This is a genomic window from Streptomyces sp. NBC_00080 (assembly GCF_045041255.1).
GTDB lineage: Bacteria > Actinomycetota > Actinomycetes > Streptomycetales > Streptomycetaceae > Streptomyces > Streptomyces coriariae.
The window spans coordinates 2360450-2373347 of record NZ_CP108235.1; the positions used below are offsets into that span (position 1 = coordinate 2360450).

Consider the following 12898-nt stretch of genomic DNA (forward strand, 5'->3'; position numbering starts at 1 on the left):
ATCGAGGGTGCACGAATCATCGTTGGACGTGAAGTCCTCGCCGCCACCAGGATGAACGGCATGACCGACACCACAGCCCGGATCGACACCACAGCCCGGATCGCCAAGGTCGCCCTGGTCGGCGACCGCTCCCCGAACGTCGTCTCGCACACCCGCGTCCCGCTCCTGGTGGACGCTCTCGCCGCCCGGGACCGGCTGCTCCTGGACGCCTACTGGATCCCGTCCGAGGAGGCGCAGGCCGAGGGCGCGGTGCGCGGCTTCGACGCGGTCTGGGTGGTGCCGGGCAGCCCCTACCGCAGCGAGGCGGGCGTCCTGTCCGCGATCCGCACGGCGCGCGAGGAGGGCATCCCCTTCCTCGGCACCTGCGGCGGCTTCCAGCACGCGCTCCTGGAGTACGCCCGCAACGTCTGCGGACTGTCGCGGGCGGCGCACGCCGAGAACGACCCCGACGCGGACGATCTGCTCATCGAGCCCCTGGCCTGTTCGCTCGTCGGCCACGAGGGCGTCGTGACGATCGAGCCGGGGTCGCTCGCCCAGTCCGTGATCGGCTCGGAGCGCACGGTCGAGCGCTACTTCTGCGCGTACGGCCCCTCCCGCCACCTCGACACCCTGCGCGCCCGGGGCCTGCGTTTCTCCGGCCACGACGAGGACGGCCAGGTGCGGATCGCCGAACTGCCGGACCACCCCTTCTTCCTGGCCTCCCTCTTCCAGCCGGAGCTGTCCGGCGACGGCTCGCGCCCGCACCCGATCGTCCGGGCACTGGCGCGAGCCGCGGTCGAGCACGCCTCCCGCAAGGAGCGTCAGCCGTAGGAGGGCGCCAGGACCGACAGGTGCGGGACGGGCACCGGCGGCGCGAGGTCCGGCAGGAAGCCGTGGGTGCGGCGGGCCAGGTACGCGGACTTGTAGCGGTCGACCTCGCGGTGCCAGTTCAGAATGCCGGCCAGCCAGTTCTGCAGGTCGGCGACGTAGTGCCCCATCGCCTCGCGCGCCTCGGACGAGAGGCCGAAGTCGTCGTAGAGGATCGGCAGTTCGTGCGCGACAACATGCTCGAACTGCTGCATGCGCTGGGTCATCAGGTCGTGGACGATGCCGAGCGCGGTCGGGTAGTCGCAGCCGAAGAAGTTCTGCACGACGAGGATCGCGTTGTGCATCTCGCCCTCGTACTCGATCTCCTTCTGGTACGAGAAGACGTCGTTGGTGAGGCACGCGTAGTCGACGGCGGCGTTCTCCAGCGAGCGGACGACACCGCTGCGGTAGACCTCCGCAGGCACGGCGGGGCCCTGGCCCATACGGCACAGGCTCAGCGTGAGGTCGGAGCCGAAGGTGGCGCGGCGCATCTCCAGGTAGTCGACCGGGTCGGGGACACGGTTCTGGAGCTGGTTGGACAGCTCCCACACCCAGCTCTCGGTCATGACGTCGACCGCGTCGCGCAGGGTACGCCGCTGGTCGGGGGTCATGCCCGCGGTGGTGCGCGCCCACAGGTCGATCAGGCCGCGCTCCATGGCGTTGGCGGGGACGACGGGCGCCGTCCCACCGTCGACGGGCATGCAGGCGGACAGCCGGGCCGTGGTCAGGCGCGCGGCGGCCAGGTCGCGGCGGTTGCCGAACACGAGCGGGTAGTAGTCGTCGCCGTAGGTGCCCCAGGCGAGCCACTGGGCGCTGAGGTCGAGTTCCTCCGCGGTGGCGTCCGGGTCGAGGCCGGCCGAACACAGCGGGAGGTCGTAGGCGGCGAGTTTGTCCTCGTCCCAGACGCCCTCCTCCAGGATGCCCATCCGGTGCGTCCAGGCCGTCAGGCGCGGGCGGCACGCCTCCAGGTGCGGGCTCAGCTCCACCGGGAAGGGCATGTGGAAGTCGGGCAGCAGCGACGGGCCGACCTTCTGGTGCGGCACGTGCGCGTACGCCCGCAGGCGTTCGGCGGCGGCCGAGGCGAGCAGCGCGCCGATGTCGGCGGCGGAGGTGCCGGGACCGGTCAGCCTCTGCCAGGGAGCGTCGGAGGTGGCGCCCTTGTTCATGTAGCGGCTGGAGCGCATGTGCCACTCGTGGCCGCCGGACTGCCAGTCCTGCAGGCCCTTGGTGTACGCGGCGACCGCCAGGACCTCGTCGGGCGTGAGGCCCTTCTCCAGAGCCACCGCGGGCACTTCGGTGAACGCGGTGTGCTCGAACTGGTGGAGGCGGGAGGTGAGGATGTCGTTGACGGTGTCGGCGGCCTCCTGGGTGGTGCAGCCGAAGAACGTCTCCAGGACGAGCACGCCGTTGCTGTTCTCGCCCTCGTCCTCCACCTCGCGCTGGTAGGAGAACAGGTCGTTGCGCAGGTGCACGGCGTCGGAGAAGGTCTCCATCAGCACCCTGAGCGGCCTCGACCCGGCGACGGCGGACGGCACTTCGGCGGTCGCGTACTCCACGAGCCCCGCCGACCAGGGCGCGCCGCCCACCTTGCGCCGCATCTCGATGTACTCGACGGGGTTGGCGATCCGCCCCTCGTTGATGTTGGACAGCTCCCACATCGACTCGTTGAGCAGGTGCTCGGTCGCCACGGCGAAACGGCGCCGCCAGTCCTGCGACATGTCGGGCACCGTGCGCGTCCACAGGTCGGCGAGGCCCGCCTCGACCGGGTTGCGCGGCTCGGGCACGGGCGTCGACAGGTCCAGCGGCATGAACAGCGGCAGCCGGTCCAGGTGCGCCTTGCCGGCGGCCCGGTCCGGGGTGCGTTTGAACATGTCGAGGAAGTGGTCGTCGAAGAAGAACACCCACACGTACCAGTCGGTGATCAGCGACAGCGCGGGACCGTCGCAGTCGGGGTGGGTGTAGGCGCAGAGCAGGCCGTAGTCGTGCGCCTCCAGGTCGGCCTGCTCCCAGATCCCGGACCCCTCCAGCATGCCCATGTCGCGCGCCCACTGCGTCGAGTGGGCCCGCGCCTCCTCGACGTGCGGGTTCAGGCGCGCGGGGTGCGGCATGTAGAAGTGCGGGAGTTCGAACGGTTGCGTCATGGCCGGGCCCTACCCGGGGGTCCGTGCCGCCATCCGCGGGGCGACACATGATCACACCATCGCGTGAATCGGGCGGGAAGCCGTGAACCGTGGGGGACTTGGCGTATCCGTCGCCGGGGCCCGCACGCCACCTGCCCGATCGTCGTCGATCGTCCTCGATCGGCGCCGGTGACGCGGGCGGACCGCGGCGGGCGCTCCGGCCGCGTTCGCCCGGCAGTTCGGTGCCCGCTCCGAACCCGGCCCGGCAACCCGGACGACCTCTTCGCCCGGCTGCTCCGCGGATGTCACTCCCGTACCTGGATCAGCGCGTGCGTTCCTCCGGTGCGCCAGCGCTGCCCCTCGGCGGCGACCAGGGCGGCCTCGGTGCCGGCGTCCAGGCCGGTGATCACGTCGGACTTCAGGGTGCGCAGCGCCGCGACCGGGCCGGGGAAGTAGGCGGTGACATCGGCGAACGGGGTGGTCGGGCGCCACCGGCTGTCGCCCACCAGGCGACGGTAGTTGAGGTCGCCCTTCACGATGGTCAGCGAGGCCGCGGCGAACTCGGCCCGCAGGTCGTCCGGCATCGCGGCGTAGGGCAACGGGGCGGCGGAGAAGGGATGGGCCCGCACCGTGAGGGTGCCGTCCTCCATGGCCGCCCAGAGCCGCCGGCCGAAATCGGCGGCCGCTCCCCGCGCGGCCGTCAGCTTCCTGAGCGCGTCGACGACGTCGGCCGTGGTGGCGTCGGAGACGTAGTACGGGTACGGCTTGACGTGCAGGACGACGCGGTCGCACCGCCCGTGCGCGAGGAGGTGGGCGGCCAGGAGGAGATCGGGGATCAGCTCTCGACCCGCGTTGTCGGCGACCAGGCACAGGGTGCCGGTGCCTGTACCTGTACCTGTACCCGTAGCGGTGCCTGTACCGGGGCCTGCGCCTGCGCCTGCATCGGCACTCGTGCCGGATTCGGTGCCGGTCTCGGTGCCGGTTCGGGAACCGGTTTCCGAACCTGAATCTGTGTACGTATCCGCGGCCGCGTTCGTGACCGGCAGCAGCGACCACAGCGTCTCGCTGTCGTCGGCGACCAGCCCCGTCACCGCCGCCCTCTTCTCCGCCTCGACGTCGGACAGCCGGAAACCGAGGTCGGCACGGTTGCCCCAGAGGGACCCGTGCAGGAGCGCGCGGGCCCGTTCGTCGACCGGGCGCCCCTCGAGGGTGTCGAGCGCGGCCAGTTCCTCGTCGGTCTCGGGCGCGTCGAGCTCGGCGAGCTTGAAGGGGCGGAACGGGTCGATGCCCCGCCAGGGCCCGGGACCGAAGTATCCGACAGCGTCGAGCAGTTGACGGTAGAAGTAACTCTCCGACCACAGCCAGGGCACGTCGAACCAGGATCGGCCGGCGTACTCGTCGAGACCCCAGGTCCGCCACCGGTCACGATCGGGCGCGCCGGCGGAGAGCGGTTCGATCACGCCCTTGGTGCAGTTGTCCAGCAGCGCGTCCAGGCTCCGGTGGATCTCGGGACCGTAGGGGAACGCCTCCCGCACCTGCCGGATGATCGCCGGATGCCGTTCGGCCAGGACGCCGTGGGGGAACGAGCCGGGTTCGTCGCCGAGGATCACGGGCGGCGCGGGGGTGTCGGACATGCGGCTCACCGTATCCCGGAGGCGCACCGCTCGGGCCGACCGTCACCCGCACCGCGGCCGCGCGCCCCGAGCCCCTCACACCACCGCCATGATCTCCCGCTCCAGCCGTGCCGCGAGGCTGAGATAGCGCGGTCGGCGCGGTACCGGTACCAGGCCGCGGATGAGGACGTGCCACATCTCGGCCATCCGGCGGGGCAGTCGGCCGGCGGGTTCTCGGGAGCGCCCTACGACTCGGGTGCCGACGAAGAAGCAGACCAGGGAGTGCGCCACGGCGTCGACGTCGACGTCCGGATGGATGTCGGACTCCTTGAGCGCGCCGCCGAGCCGCCGGGAGATCAGGTCCAGCAACTCCACGAAGGGATGCGACAAGGGCGGCCGGACCGCCACTCCCCCCGTGGCCAGCCGTAGGCCGGCCCGGGTGATCGGGCCTTCCACCGACAGCCGCGTCAGGGCGAACGTCAGGCGCATCAGGGCTTCGAGCGAGGCGTAGCCGCGGTCGTCGATCTCGCCGGCGATCCGGCGGGAGGCCGAGGACTGCAACTCCATGATGGCGTGCGCCAGATCCTCCTTCGCCGCGAAGTGGAAGTAGAGGGCGCCCTTGGTGACATGGGCGTGCTCGACGATGTCACTGAGGCTTGTCGACTCGTAGCCGTGCCGGTCGAACAGGTCGGCGGCGGCCGTGATGATCGTCGTGCGGGTCTGTTCGGCGCGTAACTGCCTCGCCATCGACTGGTACTCTCCCGGGCCGGTAACGAACGGGTCATGCCGTTTTTTCTTACCCCCCGTACACAATAGCTCACGGTACGACTGTATTGGCCATGGGAGTACAGACCGCCGACGCCCCCTGCGCCCACCCGACTTGTGCGCCACCGCTGGCCTGCCACGGAAGCCTCCCACAGGGAACGTACCGGGGGCATAGTCGAGGCTCGGTGAAAAGAGACGGGGTGCGCGGTTTCCGCTTGTGAGCACCTTGCGTACAGGATGCCGGAACATCCGAGCGACACGTGTAACCGCATACCGAGGTTCCCACCACACCCTGCAGAGCACACCTTTCGGGCCGTGTTCCTGTGCGAGGCGACCGGTTTGTTTTCCGCGGAGACGGCTGAAAACACACAGGCAACTCGTTGCCGCTGACGGGTACTTGCCGAGGGCACCGGGGCCATCCCACGGCGCCGCACGGAAACAGGTCGAAACAGGCTTCGCCGGAAACAGGCCGAAACAGACGAGGGCGGGCCGGCCGGTGTCCATCCACACCGGCCGGCCCGCCCTGTCGTCGCGAGCGGCGAGAAGCGAGTTGCCTCAGAACGTCAACTGCCAGCTGTTGAGCTTGCCGGTGTCCTGCGCGGCGGTGTCCTGGACACGCAGCTTCCAGGTGCCGTTGGCGGTCTCACCGGAAGCGTTCACCGAGTAGGTGGTGCTGACGTTGTCGGCGGAGTCCGAGGAACTGGCCGCCTTCAGCCGGTAGGCGGTGCCGTCGGGCGCGACGAGGTCGATCACCAGGTCGCCGCGGTAGGTGTGGGTGATGTCGACACCGACCTTGAGGGCGGTCGGGGCATTGCCGGAGCGGCCGCTGACAGCGATCGAGGACTCGATGGCGGAACCGTTGTCCGGGATCGGGACCGCGGTCGTGTTGGTGAAGGTGGTGCCCCCCGTGGAGCCGCCGGAGCCGCTCACCGCCTGCACCGTCCTGGCCGCGTCCGCCAGACCCGCGCCGCAGCCACCGGAGCAGGCGCCGGGCAGCGCACGGGCGTTGTTCTTGATGGCCGTCTCGATCTGCGCCGGGGTCAGCGCGGAGTTCGCCGACTTGACCAGCGCGACCAGGCCCGCGATGTGCGGGGTGGCCATGCTGGTGCCCTGGTAGTAGGCGTACGACTCGCTCGACGGCGTCTTGGTCCCGGAGTTCAGGGTGGACAGGATGCCGTTCGCGGTGCCGGTGCTGGTCTGGCCGCCGGGCGCCGAGATGTCCACGAGGGAGCCGTAGTTGGAGTAGGACGCCTTGGCGCCGGTGCGGTTGGTCGCCGCGACCGAGATGACGTTGTTGCAGTTGCCCGGCGAGTGGTTCGCGACGTTGTCGCTCTCGTTGCCGGCGGCCACCACGACGGTCGTGCCCCGGTTCACTGCGGCGGTGATGGCGCTCTGGGTCGCCGAGGTGCAGGCCCCGTCGCCGCCCAGGCTCATGTTGATGACCTTGGCGACGTTGGAGTTGGCGGGAACACCGGAAACGGTACCGCCGGACGCCCAGGTGATCGCGTCGATGATGTCGGAGTCGTAACCGCCGCACTTGCCGAGCACCCGGACCGGCGAGATCTTCGCGCCGTACGCGATACCCGCGACACCCTTGTTGTTGTTCGTGACGGCGGCGATGGTGCCGGCCACGTGGGTGCCGTGCCAGGAGGAGTCGCTCGCCGGGACGCCGGAGCCGCACTCGTTGGCGGCGTAGTAGTCGCCCGGGTCGGCCGGGTTGCCGTCACGGCCGTCGCCGTCGACGGAGACCGCGGTGTCGGCGATGAAGTCGTAGCCGCCGACGATGTTCGCGGCGAGGTCGGTGTGCGCGACGTAACCGGTGTCGATGACGGCGACGGTGACACCGGTACCCGTCGAAGTGGCCCAGCCGCCCGGTACGTTCATACCGGCGGTGGACTCGAAGAGGTCCCACTGCTTGGTGTACTCGGTGTCGTTCGGGTCGGCCTTCGGCTTGTTCAGCCGGTCCGGGACGACATAGGCCACCTGCGGGTCCGCCCGGTACTGGGCGACCACGTCGGCGACATCCGCCTTCGTGAGGTCGTCACCCAGGTCGACCAGGGCGGCGCCGGTGCCGAGACGGCGCTGGAAGTCGACGTCCTCGCCGGTCTTCTCACCCTTGGCGGCGGCGTCGGCCTCGGCGGCCGGGTTCGACCTGGCCTCGGCGGTACCGGACTTGTAACCGACGATGAGGCGCTCGGCCGGGGTGCCGGGCGCGGCCTCGGTCTGGGCGGCGGGGACGGCGGAACCCTGGGAAACGGTTTCCTGGGCGGCGACGGCCGACGCCGTCGATGCGGCGGTGAGCAGGGCCGCAGAGGTCGCGGCGACGGATATCAGCTTCCGTCTCAGGGCGGGTGAGGTGCGCAAGGGCGTGCCTTTCGTAACCGACTCCGGGCAGGGCGGAGCGGCGGTCGATTCGCTTCGGCGGGGGAAGCGGCGGGGGGTGCATCGAAGAGCAGCGCGAAAGGCCGGCCAGGCGCGGGAACCGACCCCGTCGGGGTTACCTGTGGGTCGGCTGTGCAGGAACGATAGGCAAAGGATCAGTCATCCGGATACAGGGGAAACCCTCGATCCGGCCAAAAACCAACCCTCGTCAAGCCAGATCGGTCAACGAGCGCCCGATTTGATCGTGTCCGTACGGCACGACAGCCACCGGACGACGCACTGAACGCGCCGGACCGGATTCCCGTACTGACAGCAGACCGTTCCCGCGCCGGCCGAGGAGACGTCCCCGATGCCCCGCACGACCGCACATCGCACCGCAGCCCTGGCGACCGCCGCCGTGAGCCCGCTCCTGCTGGGCCTGTGGGCCGCCGGACCGGCTCAGGCGCACGGCGCCCCCACGAATCCGGTCAGCCGGGTGTTCGCCTGCTCCCCCGAAGGCGGAGCCGACGCGAGGACCGCGGCCTGCCGGGCTGCCGTCGACGCAGGCGGCACCTCTTTCGCCGCGTGGGACAACCTGCGGGTGGCGAACGTGAACGGCCGAGACCGGCAGACCATTCCCGACGGGCAGTTGTGCAGCGGCGGCCTGTCCGCGTACAGGGGGCTCGACCTCGCCCGCGCCGACTGGCCGTCGACCCGGCTCACGCCGGGCGGGACGCTGCGCATGACGTACGCCTCGACGATCGCGCACACCGGCACGTTCAGGCTGTATCTGACGAAGCCGGGGTACGACCCCTCGAAGCCGCTCACCTGGTCCGACCTGCCGACGAAGCCCTTCGCCGAGGTCAAGGATCCGGCGCTGACGGACGGCGCCTACCACCTCACCGCGAAGCTGCCCGCCGACCGGACGGGTCGCCAGATGCTCTACACGATCTGGCAGAACAGCAGCACGCCGGACACCTACTACTCGTGCTCGGACGTGGTGTTCCCGGAAGCGGTTTCACAAACCAAGCCGGAGAGCAGCCCGACGACGAGGGCGTCCGCTTCGGCCACGCCCTCGGCGTCCGCCGGCACGGCCCCGAGTTCACCGTCCGCCGCTCCGTCGGTGGCGACCGCGACCGGCGCCGCACCCGCGCAGGCCGCCGCGGCCAGTCCCGAGAGCACCCCGGTGGCGTCCACGACCGGGGCCGGCTCCGGGCCGTCCGCACCCATGCTGGCGGGCGGCGCCGCGGCGGTGTTGGTGCTCACCGGCGGCGCCGCCCTCGTCGTGCGTCTGCGTCGACGCTGAACCCCGTTTGCACGGAGCCAGGTTGCGCGTCGGCCGATCAGTCGCGCGGACGGTGTTCAGTTGTGGGTGACGCTGTTCAGTTGACGGTGACGGCCGCGCCCGCGTCGGTCACCGGGGCGTACTTGGCGGTGAAGTAGCCGTTGGCGAAGCAGAGCGACGAGCCGGACGACTTGGTGAACTGCTGGCTGGTGAAGGTGATGCTGTTGTCGGCGTTGCTCGCCGCGCCGGTCAGGCTGGGCGCCTGGTAGACGCAGTTGATGCTGCCCAGCAGGGTGCGCAGCACGACCGTGGTCTGGATGGTGGAGCCGCTCGGCGGGGTCACGGTGACGGTGCCGTCGGAGGAGACGCTCGTGGTGTAGGACAGGTTGTTGACCGTGATGCTGGTGACGCCGAGCACGCCGACGACGTTCGCGGTGCAGTTGCCGAAGGTGTGCGCGGTGAGCGACTCGGTTGCGGTGCCGGGCGCGGTGGGGTTGTCGGTGACGGTGGCGCTGAACCCGGACGTGGCACAGGAGACGCCGCTGGTGCCGGTCGCGCTGGAGTACAGCGTGGCGGTCGTGCCGCTGGCGAGCGAGGCGTTGAGGACGTCACCGACGGCGACGTCGCCGTTGGCGGTCGTCAGCACCGCGCCGGCCGCGGAGGCCGGGGTGACGGCGGTGAGCGAGAGGGCGGCGACAGTACCTGCGAGGGCGAGGAGGGAGCGGGAGCGCAGCATGCGGGTGCCTCTTTCTCAAGTGGGGCTTCATTGGGGGGGACTGGCTGGTGGGGGGTGAACCGGCGCGTCGCTGGTCGCAACAGAAGGGAGACGCCGATCGGCGTCCGCCGCCGGCCCGTGACGCCTTCTCCGTACGTGACGGACCGGCAACGGCGGCCGGCCGGTGACCGGTCGGAGGCACTGGCGAGTGACTCCGGCCGGGCCGGGCGGGGAGGGGCGACCGGTCGCGGCCCGCCGGGGGGAAGCGGCCGTACCGGTGCCGTGAAGGGATCGAGCTCGGGACCGAGTGGCCCGTACTGGCTGAAAGCGTCCGGGAGCGCGGCGGTGTCGCCGCGCTGCGGATCCGGCGCCACGGATCCCGGCTGAGCCAGGGAGAGTTGTAGACCTGATGGTCAGTCAACGTCAATACCCTGAAACAAAGTTGATGGCCCGACAGATATATGCGGAAGACCCTCGCGGCATGCGGTCCGCGGGCGGCACATAATGAACACTCTTTTTCCACATCTCCCTTGACCGGCCGGTGTAACCATCGGTAACTTCCTCGTCGGCTACTGCTGCGTAACCAGAAAGCCCTTGCGGTTTCCGGGAGTCGCGAGGGGGCGTGCGCGGCAGCCGCTGTCCGCGCCAGGACAACGTGCCACTGAAGCCCAACCCGCATGACCAAGTGCATGGGAGCAGACATGGCCTCGTCCCCGGACGTCAATTCGTCCGCCGACCACACCCCCGAGAACCCCGAAAGCGGTTCCGCAGCGAGACGCGGCCGGGTCCGGCTGCGCCGGGCCGCCGTCATGGCGGTGCCCGCCACCTTCATCGCCGCGGGGCTCGCGGTCCTCACCGCGCAGGGCGCCCTGGGCGTCCAGTTCGCGATCTCCGGGATGCCCTTCGTCGTCACCGCCGACCGGCTCGACGGTGAAGGCTTCGCCCAGTTCGGCGGCCTGGACAACATGATCGAGAACAGCCCCAACCAGGGCGACACCGGCGGCCAGGTCCTGGTCGTCACCTCGGTCGTGAAGAACGGCAAGATCACCAACATGTGCCAGAGCGTCGACCTGGGCGGCATCCAGCTCATCCTCAGGGCCGGCGGCGGATCCACCCCGGTGAGCGTGAAGAACCTGGCCATCGACTCCGACGAGATCTCGGGCGACGCCGAGTTCAACAACATCGAGATCGGCCGCGACTCCAGCACCTTCGACAAGGTCCCGATCCAGGGGCCCGCGGGGGTCTACGGCCAGCAGGCCGACACGGTCGTCATCAAGAACCTGTACCAGCACAACTACGCGGCCACCGCGGCCGTCTTCAAGCTTCCCGGCCTGAAGATGAGCTTCTCCAGCGAGGGCTGCAAGTAATGACCTTCACCCAGTGGCGGGACCGCTTCCGGGAGTGGAGAGGCCACCGGCCCTTCGCGGGCGGCGTGCTGCTCGTCCTGGGCGGCGCCGAGATACTCGTGACCATGAAGGCGCCGCTCCCGGTGATCCTTCATGTGGGTATGCAGGGCCTGGCGGGTTACCTCCTGCCCACCCTGATGGTGGTCTGCGGTCTGCTGATCCTCTTCAACCCGACCCAGCGGCTGTTCTACTCGATCATCGCCATCCTGCTCTCCCTGGGCACCTGGCTCACCTCCAACATCGGCGGCTTCGTCGTCGGCCTTCTGATGGGTGCCGTGGGCAGCAGCCTGTCCTTCGGCTGGCTGCCCGACCAGGAACCGCGCCAGAGCCGCCGGCAGCGGCGCAAGGAGACGCAGGCGGAACGGACGGCCGAGTCGGTCCGGCAGGACGGCCCGCTGCCCGGAGCGGGGAAGCCCGCCTGACCCACGGACCTTCGCGGACCTGACGCGCGGACGTGACTCACGGCCGTACGTCACTTCAACCGGCGAGGCCGGGACGACCTGCGCACAGCAGGCCGCGCCCGGCCTCGCCGGTTTCGTCACCCCGCCACCGCACGTCATTCGAACAGGTGACTTGGGAACTTCTTTGCCGTCGCGACGAGTTCAGCGGAAGATCACTGCAATGGGTTCGAGGCAATGGGTTCGGCGTGAAGGAGCGACAGCGGCATGGTGTTCAAACGGCTGCTCGGGGCGATCGGCGTAGGCGGCCCCTCGGTGGACACGGTGCTCGACGGCGAGGCGGTACTGCCCGGTGGGGCACTGTCGGGTCAGGTCCGGCTGCGGGGCGGCGGCGCGGCCGTGGAGATCGAGGAGATCGGCCTGGAGCTGCTGGCACGCGTCGAGGATGAGCGCGAGGAAGGCGAGAGCGAGGGCACCGTCGCCTTCGAACGGTATGTCGTCGGCGGGGGCTTCCGGCTCGCTGCGGACGAGGAACGCAGTGTGCCGTTCTCGGTCACGGTGCCCTGGGAGACGCCGGTGACCGAGCTGTACGGGCAGCCGCTGGGCGTCCTCCTGGGCGTGCGCACCGAGCTCGCGGTGGCCGACGCCCGCGACCGGGGCGATCTCGACCCCCTCGTCGTCCGTCCCCTCCCCGTGCAGGAGGCGGTCCTCGAAGCGCTCGGACGACTCGGCTTCGGCTTCCGCTCCGCCGACCTGGAGCACGGCCGCATCGGGGGCACGGGTCAACGGCTGCCGTTCCACCAGGAGATCGAGCTCACCCCGCCCCCGCGGTACGCGCACGCGGTGACCGAGATCGAGCTGACCTTCCTCACCACCACGTCCGGCCTGGAGGTCGTGCTGGAGGCCGACAAGCGAGGCGGCCCGCTCACCCCCGGCCATGACGCGCTGACCCGCTTCACCGTGCGCCACGAGGACGTACCCGTCCTCGACTGGAACAGCGAGGTCGACGGCTGGATCCGCAGACTGACCGAGCACCGGGAGGCGTACGGCGCGCAGGCTTACGTCCACTCCGCACCGCACGCCGAGCACCTCGCCGTCCACGGCTCCGGCCCCGGCCTGGGCACGGCGGTCGCCGCGGGCGCGGCAGGACTGGGCACAGGGTTCGTCGGCGGCATGGTGGCGGCCGAAGTGGTCGACGAGATCGATGACTTCTTCGAGGGAGAGGAAGAAGAAGCGGAGGAGAGCGAGGAGGACTAGGAGAGGCGAGGAGGATCCAGGCGCACGAGGCGACCAGGAGAGCGGGGAGAGGCGCCAGGAGGACCGGAGGAGGACCCCGGGGGGCGGCGTCCGTGCGCGCGTCCGTCAGTGCCTGCGCCAGCCCACGAGGGC

Annotated in this window: 10 protein-coding genes; 5 read left to right on the forward strand and 5 right to left on the reverse strand. The window is 70.3% G+C overall.

All coding sequences use genetic code 11. From position 1 onward, the window contains the following. Nucleotides 1–60: 60 nt before the first annotated feature. Complete coding sequence (locus OHU34_RS10320) at nucleotides 61–810, forward strand: glutamine amidotransferase-related protein (protein ID WP_405765968.1); 750 nt, start codon at nucleotides 61–63, stop codon at nucleotides 808–810. Here OHU34_RS10320 and cyc2 read toward each other — a convergent pair. The 4 genes from cyc2 to OHU34_RS10340 form a co-directional block, all read right to left on the reverse strand. Beyond that, nucleotides 801–2987 (reverse strand): germacradienol/geosmin synthase Cyc2, encoded by a 2187-nt coding sequence (gene cyc2, locus OHU34_RS10325; RefSeq protein ID WP_142266679.1) that lies wholly within the window; start codon nucleotides 2985–2987, stop codon nucleotides 801–803. The two genes, OHU34_RS10320 and cyc2, sit on opposite strands and share 10 nt — an antisense overlap. Nucleotides 2988–3271: 284 nt before the next feature. Continuing rightward, nucleotides 3272–4600, reverse strand: a complete 1329-nt coding sequence (locus OHU34_RS10330; protein WP_142266678.1) for a damage-control phosphatase ARMT1 family protein — start codon at nucleotides 4598–4600, stop codon at nucleotides 3272–3274. 75 nt (nucleotides 4601–4675) lie between these two features. Beyond that, complete coding sequence (locus tag OHU34_RS10335) at nucleotides 4676–5326, reverse strand: ScbR family autoregulator-binding transcription factor (protein WP_020125295.1); 651 nt, start codon at nucleotides 5324–5326, stop codon at nucleotides 4676–4678. 573 nt (nucleotides 5327–5899) lie between these two features. Continuing rightward, the gene (locus OHU34_RS10340; protein ID WP_405765973.1) at nucleotides 5900–7708 is read right to left on the reverse strand and encodes a S8 family peptidase; all 1809 of its coding nucleotides are present in this window, start codon (nucleotides 7706–7708) and stop codon (nucleotides 5900–5902) included. A gap of 367 nt (nucleotides 7709–8075) precedes the next feature. On the opposite strand from OHU34_RS10340, the gene OHU34_RS10345 reads away from it, so the two are divergent. Beyond that, the gene (locus OHU34_RS10345; RefSeq protein WP_405765976.1) at nucleotides 8076–9011 is read left to right on the forward strand and encodes a lytic polysaccharide monooxygenase; all 936 of its coding nucleotides are present in this window, start codon (nucleotides 8076–8078) and stop codon (nucleotides 9009–9011) included. 76 nt (nucleotides 9012–9087) lie between these two features. On the opposite strand, the gene OHU34_RS10350 is transcribed toward OHU34_RS10345, so the two are convergent. After that, nucleotides 9088–9723: a Tat pathway signal sequence domain protein gene (locus tag OHU34_RS10350; protein ID WP_142268114.1), complete on the reverse strand. Its 636-nt coding sequence runs from the start codon at nucleotides 9721–9723 to the stop codon at nucleotides 9088–9090. A gap of 683 nt (nucleotides 9724–10406) precedes the next feature. On the opposite strand from OHU34_RS10350, the gene OHU34_RS10355 reads away from it, so the two are divergent. From OHU34_RS10355 to OHU34_RS10365, 3 genes are all read left to right on the forward strand, one after another. Further along, nucleotides 10407–11072 (forward strand): DUF6230 family protein, encoded by a 666-nt coding sequence (locus tag OHU34_RS10355; RefSeq protein ID WP_020125291.1) that lies wholly within the window; start codon nucleotides 10407–10409, stop codon nucleotides 11070–11072. After that, complete coding sequence (locus OHU34_RS10360) at nucleotides 11072–11533, forward strand: DUF6114 domain-containing protein (RefSeq protein ID WP_142266675.1); 462 nt, start codon at nucleotides 11072–11074, stop codon at nucleotides 11531–11533. The genes OHU34_RS10355 and OHU34_RS10360 overlap by 1 nt, the downstream gene beginning before the upstream one ends. 243 nt (nucleotides 11534–11776) lie before the next feature. Further along, nucleotides 11777–12766 (forward strand): sporulation protein, encoded by a 990-nt coding sequence (locus OHU34_RS10365; protein WP_142266674.1) that lies wholly within the window; start codon nucleotides 11777–11779, stop codon nucleotides 12764–12766. Nucleotides 12767–12898 lie beyond the last annotated feature (132 nt).

Excerpts from the sequence above, each read along its gene's own strand:
- OHU34_RS10320 (WP_405765968.1), top strand. The coding sequence starts at position 61 with ATGACCGACACCACAGCCCGGATCGACACCACAGCCCGGATCGCCAAG.
- cyc2 (WP_142266679.1), bottom strand. The coding sequence starts at position 2,987 with ATGACGCAACCGTTCGAACTCCCGCACTTCTACATGCCGCACCCCGCG.
- OHU34_RS10330 (WP_142266678.1), bottom strand. The coding sequence starts at position 4,600 with ATGTCCGACACCCCCGCGCCGCCCGTGATCCTCGGCGACGAACCCGGC.
- OHU34_RS10335 (WP_020125295.1), bottom strand. The coding sequence starts at position 5,326 with ATGGCGAGGCAGTTACGCGCCGAACAGACCCGCACGACGATCATCACG.
- OHU34_RS10345 (WP_405765976.1), top strand. The coding sequence starts at position 8,076 with ATGCCCCGCACGACCGCACATCGCACCGCAGCCCTGGCGACCGCCGCC.
- OHU34_RS10355 (WP_020125291.1), top strand. The coding sequence starts at position 10,407 with ATGGCCTCGTCCCCGGACGTCAATTCGTCCGCCGACCACACCCCCGAG.
- OHU34_RS10360 (WP_142266675.1), top strand. The coding sequence starts at position 11,072 with ATGACCTTCACCCAGTGGCGGGACCGCTTCCGGGAGTGGAGAGGCCAC.
- OHU34_RS10365 (WP_142266674.1), top strand. The coding sequence starts at position 11,777 with ATGGTGTTCAAACGGCTGCTCGGGGCGATCGGCGTAGGCGGCCCCTCG.